At 38.6% G+C, this 16770-nt stretch carries 14 protein-coding genes and 1 riboswitch; of the genes, 7 read left to right on the forward strand and 7 right to left on the reverse strand.

Annotation, left to right across the window (positions count from 1 at the left end):
• Positions 1-41: 41 nt before the first annotated feature.
• Complete coding sequence (locus MHB48_RS04735; protein WP_342600407.1) at positions 42-1214, forward strand: PDZ domain-containing protein; 1173 nt, start codon at positions 42-44, stop codon at positions 1212-1214.
• Positions 1215-1222: 8 nt separating this feature from the next.
• On the forward strand, positions 1223-1480 hold the full coding sequence (locus MHB48_RS04740; RefSeq protein ID WP_342600408.1) for a CsbA family protein: 258 nt from the start codon (positions 1223-1225) through the stop codon (positions 1478-1480).
• A 77-nt stretch (positions 1481-1557) separates the two neighbouring features.
• Here MHB48_RS04740 and MHB48_RS04745 read toward each other — a convergent pair whose 3' ends face one another.
• The 7 genes from MHB48_RS04745 to MHB48_RS04775 form a co-directional block, all read right to left on the reverse strand.
• The gene (locus MHB48_RS04745) at positions 1558-1755 is read right to left on the reverse strand and encodes a hypothetical protein (protein WP_342600409.1); all 198 of its coding nucleotides are present in this window, start codon (positions 1753-1755) and stop codon (positions 1558-1560) included.
• 40 nt (positions 1756-1795) lie between these two features.
• Entirely contained in the window at positions 1796-3001 is a 1206-nt protein-coding gene (locus tag MHB48_RS04750; protein ID WP_342600410.1) for a M20 family metallopeptidase, read from the reverse strand.
• A 15-nt stretch (positions 3002-3016) separates the two neighbouring features.
• Positions 3017-3886 carry a MetQ/NlpA family ABC transporter substrate-binding protein gene (locus tag MHB48_RS04755; protein ID WP_342600411.1) on the reverse strand — a complete coding sequence of 290 codons (870 nt, stop codon included), beginning with the start codon at positions 3884-3886 and terminating at the stop codon, positions 3017-3019.
• 25 nt (positions 3887-3911) lie between these two features.
• Positions 3912-4574 (reverse strand): methionine ABC transporter permease, encoded by a 663-nt coding sequence (locus MHB48_RS04760; RefSeq protein WP_342600412.1) that lies wholly within the window; start codon positions 4572-4574, stop codon positions 3912-3914.
• Positions 4564-5589, reverse strand: coding sequence for an ATP-binding cassette domain-containing protein (locus MHB48_RS04765; RefSeq protein WP_342600413.1), 1026 nt, complete (start codon positions 5587-5589; stop codon positions 4564-4566). The genes MHB48_RS04760 and MHB48_RS04765 overlap by 11 nt, the downstream gene beginning before the upstream one ends.
• 149 nt (positions 5590-5738) lie before the next feature.
• Positions 5739-5845, reverse strand: a riboswitch (SAM riboswitch).
• 99 nt (positions 5846-5944) lie between these two features.
• Positions 5945-6253: an AzlD domain-containing protein gene (locus tag MHB48_RS04770; RefSeq protein WP_342600414.1), complete on the reverse strand. Its 309-nt coding sequence runs from the start codon at positions 6251-6253 to the stop codon at positions 5945-5947.
• 4 nt (positions 6254-6257) lie between these two features.
• The gene (locus MHB48_RS04775) at positions 6258-6965 is read right to left on the reverse strand and encodes an AzlC family ABC transporter permease (protein WP_342600415.1); all 708 of its coding nucleotides are present in this window, start codon (positions 6963-6965) and stop codon (positions 6258-6260) included.
• A 114-nt stretch (positions 6966-7079) separates the two neighbouring features.
• On the opposite strand from MHB48_RS04775, the gene MHB48_RS04780 reads away from it, so the two are divergent.
• The 5 genes from MHB48_RS04780 to MHB48_RS04800 all read left to right on the forward strand — a co-directional run bounded on the left by MHB48_RS04780 (position 7080) and on the right by MHB48_RS04800 (position 16748).
• On the forward strand, positions 7080-7721 hold the full coding sequence (locus MHB48_RS04780; RefSeq protein ID WP_342600416.1) for a TVP38/TMEM64 family protein: 642 nt from the start codon (positions 7080-7082) through the stop codon (positions 7719-7721).
• Positions 7714-8265: a signal peptidase I gene (lepB, locus tag MHB48_RS04785; protein ID WP_342600417.1), complete on the forward strand. Its 552-nt coding sequence runs from the start codon at positions 7714-7716 to the stop codon at positions 8263-8265. Before MHB48_RS04780 ends, lepB begins: the two co-directional genes overlap by 8 nt.
• A gap of 79 nt (positions 8266-8344) precedes the next feature.
• Entirely contained in the window at positions 8345-11839 is a 3495-nt protein-coding gene (addB, locus tag MHB48_RS04790) for a helicase-exonuclease AddAB subunit AddB (RefSeq protein ID WP_342600418.1), read from the forward strand.
• Positions 11826-15539 carry a helicase-exonuclease AddAB subunit AddA gene (addA, locus tag MHB48_RS04795; protein WP_342600419.1) on the forward strand — a complete coding sequence of 1238 codons (3714 nt, stop codon included), beginning with the start codon at positions 11826-11828 and terminating at the stop codon, positions 15537-15539. Before addB ends, addA begins: the two co-directional genes overlap by 14 nt.
• A gap of 18 nt (positions 15540-15557) precedes the next feature.
• A complete protein-coding gene (locus tag MHB48_RS04800) occupies positions 15558-16748 on the forward strand; it encodes a DUF418 domain-containing protein (protein WP_342601298.1) in 1191 nt (396 codons plus the stop codon).
• The last annotated feature ends 22 nt before the right edge of the window (positions 16749-16770 follow it).

Consider the following 16770-nt stretch of genomic DNA (forward strand, 5'->3'; position numbering starts at 1 on the left):
TACAATGATAGGAAAGATAGTTGCGAGCGAGGAGGATGCGTATGGTGCAAGAATTATTAATCGAGTTGGCTAAAGGAATTGGACGGTTTTTCCTTCATCCAGCAGTATATATTTCGCTACTTTTCTCTGTATTAATTGGCTATGTTCGTGTGAAAAGAGAAAGAAAGCAATTTCGCGCAAGAATCTTATGGGGTTGGACAGAAACAAAGCATGTTTTGTTAGATGGTTACGTTTGGTCCATTATCTTATCGGTTATTAGTGTTGGAATTGGCTTTGTTGTACCAACTACGTGGTTATTTATCTATAGTGCTTGGATGATATTATTTGTTTTATTGTTCATGTATCAGCTAGGTTCAGCAATTTACGCCATTGCTCTAGGCGCCACTACTTTGTACGTGATGTATGCGTATAACTGGTCTTTTCAAGTATTTTCGTGGGAAGAATTCACTGGTCTAAATGTATTAAATGAAGCTATTGTTCCAATTGCCATTTTAGCAGGATTGTTATTGATTGTAGAAGGGGCCCTTATTCAAAAACACGGAGCTACTTATGCTTCACCTAAATTAGTGAAAACATCAAGAGGCATCCAAGCGATGGAATATGTAACGAAGCGACTGTGGCTATTACCCGTCTTGTTAGTCATTCCTGGTGATGTTATTAGTGCCTATATTCCATTTTGGCCACAATTTCCAATAGGAGAGTCTACGTTTTCCTTGATATTATTTCCATTTGTTATTGGGTTTCAACAAAAAAGTAGACGAACACTGGCAGTTCAGTTTTATAAACGTTACGGAAAAATGGTCTGGCAGTTGGGCATTATCGTAACTGTTGCAGCTGCAATTGGTTATGTAATGCCAATTATTAGTGCAGTTGTTATTCTACTAGCTGTACTCGCGAGATTAGTAATTTCCTATATGGAATACAAAAAGGAAACGAGTGGCACATTTGCAGTGTCTCCTCAGCCGAATGGTGTTATGATAGCAGGAGTTCTTATCGATTCGCCCGCTGAAAAGATGGGTTTACAAATCGGAGAGCGTATTGTAAAAGTGAATGGACAAAAGGTGACGGACGAGCAAGAGCTTTACGAAGCGGTACAAATAAATGCAGCACATTGCAAATTGGAAGTACTGGATTCCAACGGAGAGCTTCGTTTACGTCAGCATATTTTGTTTAGACATGATCATTACCGATTAGGCTTGATCTTAATAAGATAGGAGAACATATGGAAACGATATCTTTATCAACACAAATACTAATGGCCATCTTTGCTCCTGCACTACTAGTCGTGTTATTTACACGTATTACGTTCAATCATTATGTTGCGTTAATATTGACGGTCGCATTGTTCGCAGCTTCGGTTTACGCGGGTTACACGCATCGATGGTGGATATATATTCTAGATGCGGCGTCCTTAACAGCAGGATTTTGGTACGCAACCAATATGAAAACTAATGATAAGAAGAAAAAATCCGCCTCTTAAAGAGAGCGGATTTTTCTTTGGAATGAAAGATGATCAAGGGAATAGCAAATGGTGTGATCCTAATTGCAAGATAACCGTTACTTCGCAAGATAGAATTGCTTACTCGCAACATTACGATGTGTACTCGCAAGATAGAATTGCTTACTCGCAAGATTACTATGCTTACTCGCAAGATAGAATTGCTTACACGCAACATTCAAGTGCTTACTCGCAATATTACTATGCGTACTCGCAACATTCAAGTGATTCCGGGCAACATTACTATGTGTAATCATAAGTTCCATCCCCAGACTCACGAATTCATCCTCTAATTACTCACTCCACTTGTTTTCTTGCAAGTGAAGCATCATACTCTTTTCGTATACTGTGAAGAAGCTGAGCGTCCGTCAAGATTCGATAACCTGTTGAAGCTAAAGCTTTAGCTCCTTTAATCAGAGCTTCGTTTCCAACCTCTGATTTTGCTGCTTCACGGAATTCAATTGTATGCCCAATTAAATCGTCTGGTCCAATTTTAATGTGAGGATGCGCAGTTGGCACAGCATAGCTTATGTTACCGGCATCGGTTGAACCTTTACCTTTTCGTTTTTCGGTATGCACAACTTCTCCGACAGCTTCTAATTCGCAATGGAGTACTTCATCCAATACCGAATTTAACACAAAGTCTTGCACCTCGTTTTGGAAACGTTCGATTTTCACCGCTGCGCCTGTTGCTAAAGCAGCTCCGTTTGCAATAGCTCGCACTTTTTCTGCAACTTCTTCTGTTTTCTTCCATGTCTCTGCGCGAATATAAAAACGTGCAGACGCAAAGTCAGGAATTATATTCGGTGCATCTCCACCATGTGTAATAATGCCGTGAATACGGACATCAGAAGGGAGTTGCTGACGAAGTGCATTGATTCCATTGAACAGTTGAATTACTGCATCTAATGCGTTAATCCCTTGTTCAGGCGAGCCTGATGCATGAGCAGCTTTTCCATAGAAATGAAAATCTAAAGGATCGACAGCAAGCGTTTCACTGGTCAATGAAGTTTTACCAGCTGGATGAATCATTAAGGCAACATCCACATCCTTTAAATAGCCATGTCTGACAAAACTACCTTTTGCACTTCCATTAGGTCCACCTTCCTCGGCAGGGGTACCAAGCACAACGACGCGTCCGCCTGTTTCAGAAATAGCTTCCGCTAATGCAATGCCCGCTGCAACACTTGTAGTCCCAATAATATTATGGCCGCAGGCATGGCCGATACCAGGTAGTGCGTCGTATTCAGCTAGATATGCAATGGTAGCTCCTTCTTTACCACTATCTTTTACTGCATAAAAAGCAGTCTCGTGACCTGCAACTGCAGTTGTTACATCAAACCCTGCAATCTTTAGTAATTCTACATGTTTCGCACTTGCATAGAATTCTTGATTTCCGATCTCTGGATTTGCATGAATATCTTGACTCGTTTGAATGTATAACTCTCTCTTATCATCGATAGATTTTGATAGTAGTTCTCTGCGTTCTTTTACAATACTCATGTTTGTTTTCCTCCCTTACTTTAATAGGTTTGAAAATGTTTCATCCAATTGTTCTTGCGTTAAAATGACTAAAGAAGAACCACCTTTTGTATCTTCTGCTACAGCTTGTTTAATATCATCTTCTTGGTAAAGTTCAACAATGCGTTTAAATGTCTCATTGTCTTTATCTTCCGCCCGAGCTGCAATTAAGTTTACATAAGGGTAGATAGATTCGTTATCTCCAGCTTCTTTGAAAATAGGATCTTCACCAGGAGAGAAGCCTGCTTGACCAGCAACACCATTGTTAATGATAGCTGCAGTTACATCTGGTAATACACGAGGTGTTTGCTGAGCAACCATCGGAATAATTTCAAGGTTCAACGGATTTTCTGTAATTTGAGAAGGATCACCAGCTAGTCCGAAGTCATCTGCTAGTGTAATTAATTTTCCAGCTTCTAATAAACGAAGTGCACGTGCTTGGTTAGTTGGATCATCAGGAATAGCGATTTTATCGCCTTCTTTAATTTCTGAAATGTCTTTAATTTTTTCAGAATAAACACCTAATGGTGCGAACATTGTAGAACCAATTGGAATAAGATCGTTACCACTTTCTTTTACATATTGCGATAAGAACGAAAGATGTTGGAATGCATTTAAATCAATGTCCCCTTGTGCAAGTGCATTGTTCGGTAATGTGTAATCAGCAAACTCTACTAATTCAATTTCAATACCTTCTTTTGCAGCTTTTTCTTGAAGAATAGGCCATTGAATACCATCAGAACCATTCACACCAATTTTTACTTTTACTGTTTCTTTACCTTCTGTAGTAGATGCCGAAGAACTCCCACACGCGGATAATACCAAAGCAGTAATAATTGCTAGTACGAATAAACTTAACTTTTTCATCAATAAATCTCTCCTTTAAATTAAATTAACGCCTCATAAATTTTTTAGATAAAGTATTTCCTAACCATTGTGCGAGCTGCACAAGAACGATTAAAATAATGACTGTAACGAGCATGACACTACCGTCAAATCGTTGATATCCGTAAGTCATCGCGACATGACCTAAGCCGCCACCACCGACCGTACCGGCAACCGCTGAGAAATCGATTAAACTAACTGTGATAAACGTTAGCCCTAAAATTAGGGGCCCAAGCGCTTCCGGAATTAATACAGTAAAAATGATGCGAAGGGGGCTAGCGCCCATTGCTTGCGCAGCTTCGATTACTCCTGGATCAATACTTACTAAGTTGTTTTCCACTACTCGGGCGATTGAAAAACTTGCAACTACCGTCATTGGGAAGATAGCAGCTGCAGTACCGATTGTTGTACCAACAACTAATCTAGTTAACTGTGAAATAGCTACTAGGAAAATAATGAATGGAATAGGTCGAATAATATTAATTAAAATATTTAGCACTTGAAAAACAACTTTGTTTTCTAAAATATTTTTTTCTCTTGTGACAAATAGTAATAGACCAATAGTAACTCCAAGAATGGAACCGAATATGAGTGTAGCAATCACCATAATAATTGTTTCGCCAGTCGATTCTAAAATTCGTGGCCAAAATGTACTCCAATCAACTTTCATGGTGTGCCACCTCCTCCAAATTGACAATTGTCTTTAATTCTTCTAATGCATTTTGTATAGCTTCTGTTTTACCCTCGAATGAGATAAGTAAATTTCCGAAGAGTTTTTCTTGTAGCTCTCGAATGGAACCATACACAATGTTGAAATGAACCTGATGCTTTTGAGTGACTTGGGAGAGTACGGCATTATTCGTAATCTCCCCTTTGAAAATAACACGGTATAATTTTTTGCCGCCTTTTGTGCGCCAATCTTCTAAAATATTTTCAGAAGGTAAGTCTTGTTGCACGGATTGGATAAAACGTTGCGAAGTCAAATGCTGTGGATCTGTGAATACATCGAACACATCACCAGATTCGATAACTTCTCCATTCTCCATTACAGCAACTTTGTGACAAATCGATTGGATAACATGCATTTCGTGCGTGATGAGCAAGATTGTTATGCCAAACTCTTTGTTTACTTTTTTTAGTAAGCGTAAAATGTCTGCTGTTGTTTCAGGATCGAGTGCAGATGTCGCTTCATCACAAATAAGTATGTCTGGTGAAGTAGCTAATGCTCTTGCAATGCCGACGCGTTGTTTTTGACCTCCAGATAATTGATCCGGATAATCTTTTGCTTTATCTGCTAAACCAACAAATTGTAATAGCTCTTCTACTCGCGTATTAATCTCTTTTTTGGATAAACCAGCAAGCTTGAGTGGATACGCAATATTTCCTGCTACTGTACGAGAGTTAAACAAGTTAAAGTTCTGAAAGATCATTCCAATGTTGCGGCGTCTCGTTCGTAAGTCTTTGGAAGATAGTGAGTTAACGTCAATGTCTTGGATTAATACGGACCCAGATGAGGGACGCTCGAGCATATTGACAAGTCGTAACAGTGTACTTTTTCCAGCTCCACTAAATCCGATAATGCCGAATATTTCTCCTTTGCTTACTTTTAGAGAAACATTCTTGACTGCATGCACCTCCCGTTTGCCAAGACGAAATGTCTTGGAAACATTTTTAAATTCAATCATGTGAAAACCTCCTGATGTTCATTCATTCTTAACAGACAAAGATTTGCAATCATCTAACTTTCTATCAAGAGAACAAAAAAAGCTTTCTTGATCTTATCTAAAGTTAGATAAGAAAAAGAAAGCTCTTCGAATATACGAAAAACCATCTCTTCTCATCTTTCAAGCGAAATTCGCTTGCAGGAATTGGCACAGTGTTCAAATTGAACCTGCTGCCGAAACGTCATAGGGCCTGCCCCTCGGTTTCTCTGGATAAGAAAGTGATGTGCTATTTAATTGTTGTAAGAATTGTTTTAAACTTTAAACATTAAGAACTTAGACGTCAAGTGTATTATTAAAATAAAATAATTCTGAATAATTAAAATATAAAACTGTATAGAGCTAAAACTCCGATAGTACCTAGCACTACAACCATTACATTCTCGAAAATAAAAGCTAAAGAAAATGCAACAACTGTACCTATTATGCCAAATAGTAAATGACCTTCTTGCACGTATAAAATAGCAGGAAATATTAATGCACCTAAAACAGCATAGGGAATATTTCGTAATACACCAGAAACGACTGGTGGTAATTCTTTACCCTCTAAGAAGGTGAGTGGAAAAGCTCGAGGGATATATGTAACAAGCGTCATTCCAAGTAGTGTCCACCAATACCATGCACCCATTTACTTAAACTCCTTTCGGCAAACCACGACCACGCCGTGCATAAATTATTTCGACAAAAATAGAAGATGCCAGTGTAGCGATTAAAATGGACCAACCTGTCGATAATAGATGTGACCAATAAAAAAATCCATTGATAGTTGCAGCGATTAACGCAAGCATGACAACTTTACGATTTCCTCGCATAGAAGGGACAAGGAGACCGACGAACATAGCATACAAAGCAATTGACATGGCCGCCTGTAAGAAAGCGGGGAGATTTGCTCCGATTACATGACCAATTGCAGTAAAAATAACCCAGCTACTATACGCGATCAATGCGACTCCAAACGCAAAGGAGGTAGCTATCTTTTCTTCCTTTTGCGTTGCAAGCACCGAAAACGATTCGTCCGTAATACCAAAAGCATAGATTCCTTTAATCCATCTTTTCTCACTCTGCATCTTTTCATTAAGTGCAGCCGTCATTAAAAAGTGACGTATATTGACGACAAAAGTGTTTAAAACGATTAAAATAGGATCGACACCTTTCGATATTAGCGTCAAGGACATGTATTGGGCTGCTCCAGCATACACAAAAATACTCATAGCTGTAGCTTCTAGAATGGATAGACCAGATGTTTTGGCAAGTAAACCAAATGTCAAAGCAACTGGAAAATAGCCAATTGCAATACTAACTCCAGCCTTTAAACCTTGTCCAAATAATGAATTTTTCAATTAGAATTTAACCCCCTAAAAAACATAATGAACAAATTATACTATAAGAAAATAGTTTTATGTATACAATAATAGGGAATAGTATAAATATACATAGTAGTGGAGGAAAGCAACATGCCTGATTGGTTTTCATTGGAGACATTATCTAATTTAACGAATGAGTATCGTGCTCTCGGACCAATAATCGGTATCCTTCTGCCCTTCTTAGAGGCCTTTTTACCGTTTTTGCCGTTAGTAGTATTTATCGTAGCGAACGTAACCGCATACGGATTACTTTTTGGATTTCTTCTTTCTTGGATAGGATCTGTTGCAGGTGCATATACCGTATTTCTAGTCATTCGTAAATATGGACGAGCTCGGGTTCTTGGTTTTATTACGAGGCATGAAAAGATTCAAAAATTAATATTATGGGTAGAGAGAAATGGTTTCGGTCCACTATTTTTGCTCATTTGTTTTCCGTTCACTCCATCTGCGATTATCAATATTGTTGCTGGTTTGTCTAATATGAAAAAGAATACATATCTATGGACAGTTACGCTTGGGAAATTCATCATGATATCCGTCGTGAGTTTCATTGGATCTGATATTAAATCATTTGTAACGCAACCATTGCGAACGGCTATTGTTGTGCTTGTAATTGCCAATCTTTGGTTTGTCGGGAAATGGATCGAAAAACGAATTAATACAAAAGTGGAAGCTGATCTTCAAAAAATTAGTAATGAAAGTAAACTTAAAAGAGGAGAAAATCTTGAGTAAAACGAAAAAAGAAGTAGTAGAATGGTTAGCAGCAATCATCATTGGGGTAGTTATCGTTACGATAGTTCGTATGTTTATTGCAACTAATTACGAAGTTGTTGGGAAATCCATGATGCCAACAGTTTCTGATCATGATAAAGTGATTGTGAACAAGCTTTCACCGATCAATCGGATGGATATTATTATATTTCATGGAGCACAAAATGAAGATTATGTAAAAAGAGTGATTGGGATTCCAGGAGATACGATTAAATACGAAAACGATGAGTTATTTATTAACAATAAAAAAGTAGAAGAGCCATTTCTAGAAACGTATGAAGCTTATAAACATCCGGAAGAAAATTTTACGGAGGATTTTGAGTTATCCGAGGTAACTGGTAGTATGACGGTTCCTCCGAATAGGTATTTTGTATTGGGTGATAATCGTATGTCTAGTCTAGATAGTCGATACTTTCACTTTATTGAAAAAGATGAGATTATTGGTGAAGTAAAAGTGAGATATTGGCCAATTTCTAGTTTTACATTTAACTTTTATTCCGAATAATTTCCCTCTCTATCGTATGTTTTGTACAATAGAAGTAAGGGATTATTCGGATTTTTTTATGGAGAGGGGCTAGGTTATTTTGTCATTACGAATAGTTACTGGTCGATCTGGATCAGGCAAGACAAATTTCATGCAAAGAGAAATAGTTAATACACTAAAAGCGGCTCCATTAGGAGATCCGTTATTTTATATTGTTCCAGACCAAATGTCTTTTTCTAGTGAGTATGATCTTGCTGCTGGTTCAGGACTTGAAGGGTTAATACGAGCACAGGTGACGACATTTAAGCGATTGGCTTGGCGTGTGCTACAAGAGACTGGCGGAATTGCTAAAGAAGAAATAAGTGGATTTGGGTACCGGATGCTGATCCGAAGTTTGTTGGAAGACAATAAAGAAGAGTTTAAATTATTTAAGAGAGCTGCAACCAAACGAGGATTTACAGATCAAATAGAAGTGCTATTGAAAGAGTTTAGTCGCTACTGTCTCGACAGTGCGACAATGTCCAACGCTCTAAATGATTTGCAAACAGTAAATGCACCTAAAACCTTACTCGATAAATCATCGGACATTATGATGATGCTTGATTTGATGGAACAAAAATTAGGAGCAAGCTATATTGACGGAGAAGGTTTTTTAACATTACTAGCAACGAAAATTGAAGACTCGGGACTGTTAGGGAAATCGGAAATCTATATTGATGGATTTACATCATTCACAACGAGAGAACTAGAAATTATTTTAGCGTTAATGAAAAAAGTGAAGCGAATTACTGTTGCCCTTCCGATGGAGTCTTTAGCGGATTCCCTAGACGAGCAGTCCTTATTTTATCAACCTGCAAATACATGTGCTAGATTATTAGAAATGGCACAAGTAGAAAATTTGGAAGTTGAAAATATCGTTCACTTAGCAGAACAAAAGCGTTTTGCTGTAACGGAACTTGCTCATATAGAAGAAAACTTTGATCAGTTACCTCCGCTAGAGGTGAAAACAGAAGGATATTTACGAATAACGGAAGCGTCCAATCGTCGCGCTGAAATACATGCTGTGGCAAGGGAAATACGGGAACTGATGCAGCATAAAGAGGTTCGTTACAAGGAAATGGCGATCTTACATCGCGATGCAGAAACATATGAAGGTTTAATAGAAACGATATTCCCGCAGTATGATATTCCTGTATTTATTAGCCAAAAGAAATCGATGCTACATCACCCTTTAATTGAGCTAAGTCGAACGGTATTGGAAATTATTCGTACGGGTTGGAAGTACGAGCCAATGTTTCGGGCAATAAAAACAGATTTATTCTTTCCTCCAGGCGCTCCAAAAAATAAGTGGAGAGAGCGTGCGGACAGGTTAGAAAATTTTGTGCTGTCCTTTGGTATATACGGGGATAGATGGCATGAAGCACGCAGGTGGATTTACAAAAAGTATCGTGGACTAGAATTTTATTCGAAAGTGCAAACAGATGAGGAATTAAGTATCCAAGCAGATATTCATGCTGTTCGAGATATTGTCGTTGATCCTTTATTAAAACTTTCAAAGCAATTAGATAAAAGTAAAACGGCTTTGGACATTGCGACAGCTTTGTTTACCTTTATGGAGTCTCTTCAAGTGTATGACAAGCTACAAAGCCTGAAGCAAATAGAAGAAGAAAATGGTCAATTGTTACTCGCTTCAGAGCATGAGCAGGCATGGAACGAGTGGGTTAATGTATTAGACCAATTTGTATTAATGTTTGGCGAAAAAGAAATGACAATAGAGGAAGCAGCGAAAATATTAGAGGAAGGGTATGATCAATTAACCTTTTCTCGGATTCCTCCGACAGTCGATCAAGTAATCGTCGCAAGTGTTGACATTGCCCGATTGTCTAATATGCAAGCTGTTTTTGTTATTGGGGTAAATGATGGTGTATTTCCTAAACGGATGGACCATGAAGGATTATTATCGGATTCCGAGCGTGAGTGGTTTACACAAATCGGTTTTGAACTTGCTCCAACATCTAAAATGCGTCTCCTGGATGAAAATTATTTGACCTATAAAGCATTTACTACTGCCTCTAACTATTTATTCGTGTCCTATCCTATTGCGGATAGTGAAGGGAAAGCTTTGCTTGCATCCATGTATATAAAGAAACTGCAACAAATGGTTAGTGGAATTTCCGTAGAATTCGCTGTGATGGACCCGACGGATTTTTCGAAAGAAATAGTTGATATGTCTGCAATCAGTCACCCTAGAACGACATTACCTTACGTGGTTATGCAATTACGGGAAGCGATGGAAACTGGAAATCTATCAGAAGTATGGCAATCGGTGTATCACTATTATATGGATGATCCGTATTGGTCCAAATTGTTAAATCGCATTATTAAACCATTAATCCAAGGGAATAAAACAGAAAGACTATCTCAGGAAATGACGTCTGCTTTATACGGGGAAACAATTTCATCTAGTGTGTCACGTGTGGAGAAATACTATAGCTGCCCATTTGCTCACTTTGCTGCATATGGCTTAAAGTTAGAGGAACGTGCAGAGTATCGATTAGAAGCTCCAGCAATGGGCGACTTATTTCACGCAGCACTTAAATGGATTGCGGATGAAACGAAGCGGTTAGATCTAACTTGGGCCCAACTTACCAAAGAGCAATGCGTGAAACTGGCTAAAGAAGCGGTAAATCAAATCGTGCCTGTATTTGTCCATCAATTATTACTTAGTACGAATCGCTACCGTTATATTCAGCGTAAGTTAGAGCAAATTGTGGCGTCAACACTTATAGCACTTAGCAAACATTCCAAAGTATCCAGTTTTGTACCGATTGCAATTGAAGCTGGATTTGGCCCTGGAGAAGAATTACCTTCCCTTGAAATTCCGTTAAAGCATCATCGTAACATGCAGTTACGTGGGCGAATTGACCGGGTCGATGCTGCAAATGTAAATGGCAATATGTTCGTGCGAATTGTTGATTATAAATCTTCGAAAAAAGGCATTGATTTAAACGAGGTGTATCACGGTTTATCCCTTCAAATGTTAACTTATCTAGATGTTGCCATCGAGAATGCACCAATATGGTTACATGAAGATGCGGAGCCAGCAGGTGTTTTATATGTGCATATGCATAATCCATTTATTCAATCCCAAAAAGAAATGGAAGATGCCGAGCTGCAGGATGCTATCTATAAATCCTATAAAATGAACGGCTTATTGCTCGATGATCCTGAGGTCATTATGGAAATGGATGAACAAATAGAAGGATTTTCGAAGGTCATTCCTGTTCGGATGAATAAAGATGGAAACCTGTCAAAAGCTTCCTCTAAAGTAGTAGAGCCAGAGCAAATGAAACTTTTACAGTCCTTTGTACGTAAAAAGCATGAGCAGGCAGGTAACGGCATGAATGCAGGAGATACGCGCGTGTATCCGTATCGTTTAAAGGACAAAATGCCTTGCACGTATTGTTCGTATCGAAGTGTGTGTCAATTTGATCCGCAAGATCCAGCACAAGGAGTACGTGTACTAAAAGTAGAGCAACCAGATGTTGTTACAGAAAAAATTCGAGAGGAGATGGGACAAAATGAAGATTCCTAATATGCCAGCAGAGCTAACTTGGACACCTGCGCAATGGAAAGCTATTTGGGCAACCGGTGCAGACGTACTTGTGTCTGCAGCAGCAGGCTCAGGAAAAACAGCTGTCCTCATCGACCGGCTCATTCAAAAAGTAATTGCAAAAGAAAATCCGATTAATGTCGATGAACTCCTAGTGGTGACTTTCACCAATGCATCTGCAGCAGAAATGCGTCATCGAATGGGAGAAGCTTTAGAAAAAGCAATCGCTATCGACCCATCATCGAGTCATTTACGAAAGCAACTTAATCTCTTAAATAAAGCGCAAATATCGACGCTTCATTCCTTCTGCTTAAACATTGTTCGACAATATTCGTACATGTTGACAATTGATCCTGGTTTCCGGATTGCGAATGAAACAGAAGCAGCTCTAATGCGGGATGATATATTAGCTGAAGTACTAGAAGAAGCGTATCAAATGGAAAATCCAGAGGCGATGTACCGACTTTCTGATAGCTTCACATCGGACCGAGATGATCAGTCCATTGAAGTAATGATTGACAAGTTGTACACATATGCTCGGGTACATCCTGAACCGAAAAAATGGTTACTTGCTATTCCGGAAGCCTACACATTAAGCGAAGAAATTACCATTGATGAGCTTTCTTTTATAGATCCACTGAAGCTTGCCATTATTCACCACTTAGAAGAAGCAATTGCAGTAACAGTAGAAATTCGTAAGCTCGCAACACTTCCGAATGGACCTGCTCCACTGGCGGAAACTGCTATGAAGGATGAACAGGTGATTCAAGAGGCAATACGTCTAATGAAAATGAGTGCTTGGCAAGATGTGTTTTATTATTTCCAAAGCATGGCGTGGGTCAAAGCTGCATCGATAAAAAAAAATTCTTGTGACGAAGCACTTAAGAAACAGGCAACAAGTAAAAGAAATAAAGTGAAAAAAATTGTAAATGATCTAAAAGAAAATTATTTTACTAGAACACCAGAACGTTTGCTAGAGGAAATGCGCTTAATGGCTCCTCAGTTACAAACATTAGTGGAACTAGCAATTGCTTATGGTGAACGGTATACGGTGGCTAAAAATGAAAAAGGGCTAGTAGATTTTTCTGATTTAGAGCATTATGCGTTGGAAATTTTAACCGAGCGTCAAGAGGATGGGCAGCTCGTACCGTCCGCCATTGCAGAGGAATATCAAAATCGCTTCAAGGAAGTACTGGTCGATGAATATCAGGATACGAACCGATTACAGGAAACTATCTTACAACTTGTGAAAAGCAGGGACGAAAGTACTGGCAATATGTTCATGGTAGGAGACGTGAAGCAATCCATTTATCGATTCCGGTTAGCAGAGCCTATGCTGTTTTTAGGAAAGTATCTTACTTTCAATGATATGCCCGAGAATTCTGGGGTGAGGATCGATTTAAATGCAAACTTCAGAAGTCGAAAAGAAGTGCTACACGCAACAAATTATATTTTCCAGCAAGTGATGGGAGAAAAAGTAGGCGAAATAAATTACGATGATGCGGCTTCTTTAAAACCTCAAGCTCCCTACGATGAGGCAGAAGCAGCTGTTGAACTTGCCCTTCTCTATGAAGTAGAGGATGGTAGCGTAGAAATAGTAGAAGAGGACGCAGAAAAAGTAGAATTAAATGCGGAGGAAGAGCTAAAGAAATCACAAGCAGAAGCTCGGTATATCATATCCAAAATAAAAGAAATGATAGACACAGGAGCTACTGTTTATGATCCTTGGAAGCAAACTTCCCGTCCAGTTCAATATAGCGACATGGTCATCTTAATGCGTTCCATGACTTGGTCTCAGGAAGTAACAGACCAATTTAAAGAGGCTGGGATTCCGTTATATGCAGAGCTTTCCAAAGGATATTTTGAAGCGATCGAAGTGCTTATTATGCTTCATACACTTCGAACCATTGATAATCCTTACCAAGATATTTCCCTTGCGTCCGTCCTCCGTTCTCCTTTTGTTGGATTAACAGAGTCGGAGCTAGCCCTTATACGTCTTTCTGCACCGAAAGAACCTTTTTATGATGCTTTAAAATCCTTTGTATCGAGTGGGGGAGCCGGGATTTCTGCAGATACGAGTGAGAAACTACAGCGTTTTTTATTACAGTTTGAAGATTGGCGGAATCTAAGTCGTAGAGGGTCGCTAGCCGATTTAATTTGGCGAATCTATTTAGATACCCATTATTATGAAATAGTTGGGTCGATGCCAAATGGAAAGCAGCGACAAGCGAATTTACGTGTTTTACATGACCGAGCTGTCGATTATGAAAAGACCTCCTTCCGAGGCTTATTCCGCTTTTTACGTTTTATCGATCGCATGCGAAAACGTGGAGATGATTTAGGAACAGCACGTGCGATTAGTGAAAAAGAAAATGTTGTCCGGCTGATGACGATTCACTCTTCCAAAGGCTTGGAGTTCCCAATTGTATTTTTGGGAGGAATGGGTAGACCATTTAACCAAATGGACTTTAATGAACCGTATTTATTCGACCAATCGTTTGGACTTGCTGTAAAAGCAATCGATCCTGACAAACGTATTTCCTTTACTTCCTTGCCATTCTTATCTATGAAAGAAAAGAAACAAATGGAGTTAAAAGCGGAAGAAATGCGTGTCCTATATGTGGCTATGACTCGTGCAAAAGAGCATTTATTTCTCCTTGCATCTGTGAAAGACCTTGCGAAAACACTGGAGAAATGGGAAGACGCTCAAGCACTTATGAGCGATGAGATGCTACCTGACTATATTCGTGCTAAAGCGAAGGGATATTTAGATTGGATTGGTCCTGCACTTGCAAGACATGCAGATTATACGCAAATATCCAACGTAGTGGAAGCCAACATCGTCGCGAGTGAATCGAGGTGGACAATTGTTGCGAAACCTATCGATGACTTAAAAATTCAGACAGAAGCAATAGTAAAAGAGAAAATTACGTTAGACATGCTTATAGATCAGGAGAAGTCCGACCTACTTTCGGATATACAGGCTCGATTTGATACACCATATGCCTTTGAATATGCTACGCATAAACGATCGAAACAATCGGTAAGCGAAATGAAAAAAATCCAACAATTAATGGAGCGAGAAGAAGACTATTTCCAAGCAAACAGGAATACTAGTAGTCTCACCAAAATCGCGAAGCGTCCATTCTTTCTTCAGCAAGAAGAAAAATTGACTGGAGCAGAAGTCGGTACAGCAGTACATGCATTTATGCAAAATGTTGATTTGGCAGAAGTGAAAACAGTAGAGCAAGTAATCGCATTTGCAGATAAGCTTGCAGAACGAGAAATCTTAACAAAAGCAGAACAACTTTCGATTCATCCAGACAAAATAGTGCCTTTCTTCCATTCCGACATAGCGGCACGATTGCGAGCTGCAAAAGAAGTGATGCGAGAATTTCCATTCACATACGCCTTACGTGATCAAGATGGAGATAAGCAAATAATTCAAGGGGTTGTCGACTGCTTGTTTTTAGAAGATGATGGCCGCTGGGTTTTACTCGATTATAAAACGGATCGGGTCCAGCATTTATTAAATAATGATTCTTTACTACAACAGGAAATGAAAAATCGTTACCAGATTCAGCTATCTCTTTATGCTCAAGCGATTGAAGCGATTATGCAAGTGGAGATTAAAGAAAAAACACTGTATTTATTTGATGGAAATAAAACTGTGTCATTATAAGGGGGAATAAGATTGTTGATGCGTCCAACAGGAGAGAAAGAACGAGTAATATCCATTGACGTTATGAGAGGGTTTGCGTTATTAGGGATTTTTGTCGTCAATATGTTATTTTTTCATTCGCCATATATTTATGTAAATCCATATAGTTGGTACCAAGCTCCAGGGGATTATGAAACATATAAGTGGATAGATATCTTTGTACAAGGCAGTGTTTATCCGTTATTTTCTATGCTATTTGGGTATGGGCTTGCGATGCAATTTATGAAGACGCAAGAAAAAGGAACTTCCTTTACAAAGCTAGCTGTTAGAAGGTTGTTAGTTTTGTTACTAATAGGATGCATACATGCGTTTCTTATTTGGTCAGGTGATATTTTAATCACTTATGCACTAGCAGGATTAGTATTAATAACAATGATGAAGCTAAAGCCTTTTTGGTTATTGTTAATAAGTGCTCTTTTATTTTTAATTCCAAATGGGTTATTAAGCGGATTATTGTTTGTTTTAGCTAAGGTTGATCCGAATAATGCAATATTATATACCGGCATTCAAGAAGTAGAAGCATCAATCGTCGCGTATTCTCAAGGCTCTTGGGTAGATGTATTTTGGCAAAGATTAGATGATTGGTTATATGTGACAGGAGGTGGAGCAATTGTTATTATGATGATAATTATGATCGTTCCGTTTTTATTAATTGGTGCAGCAGCTGCAAAGTTAAAGTTAATCGAAAGAGCGCGAGAGTTAAAAGTGTTTTGGATTATCACAATTATTATTGGATTGGCAGCTGGTACTGCCATTAAATGGATCCCTTATGTGATGGGAGATAATGTGTTTACCATAACTGCACAGGATACATTTGGGGGACCGCTACAAGCAATGGCATATGCAGGAATAATTGCCTTACTATGTACAATTCCTGTTGTACCTAAAATCTTATCACCGGTTGCAAAAGCTGGAAGAATGTCGATGACAATCTATTTAATGCAATCTATTATTGCTACTACTATATTTTATGCATATGGATTTGGATTGTATGGAAAGATTGATATTGTAACAGGAACATGGATGGCGGTAGGCATATATGTTTTACAACTAGTATTTGCGGAGATATGGTTTATACGATTTGAGCAAGGACCAGTAGAAGCATTGTGGAGAAAACTGACTTATTCAAATATTTTATCTAAAAAGGATGAAAACAAAATCAATTTGTAATAGACTAGAGACTAGATTCAAA

Origin of the sequence: Psychrobacillus sp. FSL H8-0483 (genome assembly GCF_038637725.1) — a bacterium.
Taxonomy (GTDB): Bacteria; Bacillota; Bacilli; order Bacillales_A; family Planococcaceae; genus Psychrobacillus.

What these genes read in the sequence shown, in the direction of transcription:
- MHB48_RS04735 (WP_342600407.1), top strand. Translation starts at nt 42, where the DNA reads ATGGTGCAAGAATTATTAATCGAGTTGGCTAAAGGAATTGGACGGTTT.
- MHB48_RS04740 (WP_342600408.1), top strand. Translation starts at nt 1,223, where the DNA reads ATGGAAACGATATCTTTATCAACACAAATACTAATGGCCATCTTTGCT.
- MHB48_RS04745 (WP_342600409.1), bottom strand. Translation starts at nt 1,755, where the DNA reads ATGATTACACATAGTAATGTTGCCCGGAATCACTTGAATGTTGCGAGT.
- MHB48_RS04750 (WP_342600410.1), bottom strand. Translation starts at nt 3,001, where the DNA reads ATGAGTATTGTAAAAGAACGCAGAGAACTACTATCAAAATCTATCGAT.
- MHB48_RS04755 (WP_342600411.1), bottom strand. Translation starts at nt 3,886, where the DNA reads ATGAAAAAGTTAAGTTTATTCGTACTAGCAATTATTACTGCTTTGGTA.
- MHB48_RS04760 (WP_342600412.1), bottom strand. Translation starts at nt 4,574, where the DNA reads ATGAAAGTTGATTGGAGTACATTTTGGCCACGAATTTTAGAATCGACT.
- MHB48_RS04765 (WP_342600413.1), bottom strand. Translation starts at nt 5,589, where the DNA reads ATGATTGAATTTAAAAATGTTTCCAAGACATTTCGTCTTGGCAAACGG.
- MHB48_RS04770 (WP_342600414.1), bottom strand. Translation starts at nt 6,253, where the DNA reads ATGGGTGCATGGTATTGGTGGACACTACTTGGAATGACGCTTGTTACA.
- MHB48_RS04780 (WP_342600416.1), top strand. Translation starts at nt 7,080, where the DNA reads ATGCCTGATTGGTTTTCATTGGAGACATTATCTAATTTAACGAATGAG.
- addA (WP_342600419.1), top strand. Translation starts at nt 11,826, where the DNA reads ATGAAGATTCCTAATATGCCAGCAGAGCTAACTTGGACACCTGCGCAA.
- MHB48_RS04800 (WP_342601298.1), top strand. Translation starts at nt 15,558, where the DNA reads ATGCGTCCAACAGGAGAGAAAGAACGAGTAATATCCATTGACGTTATG.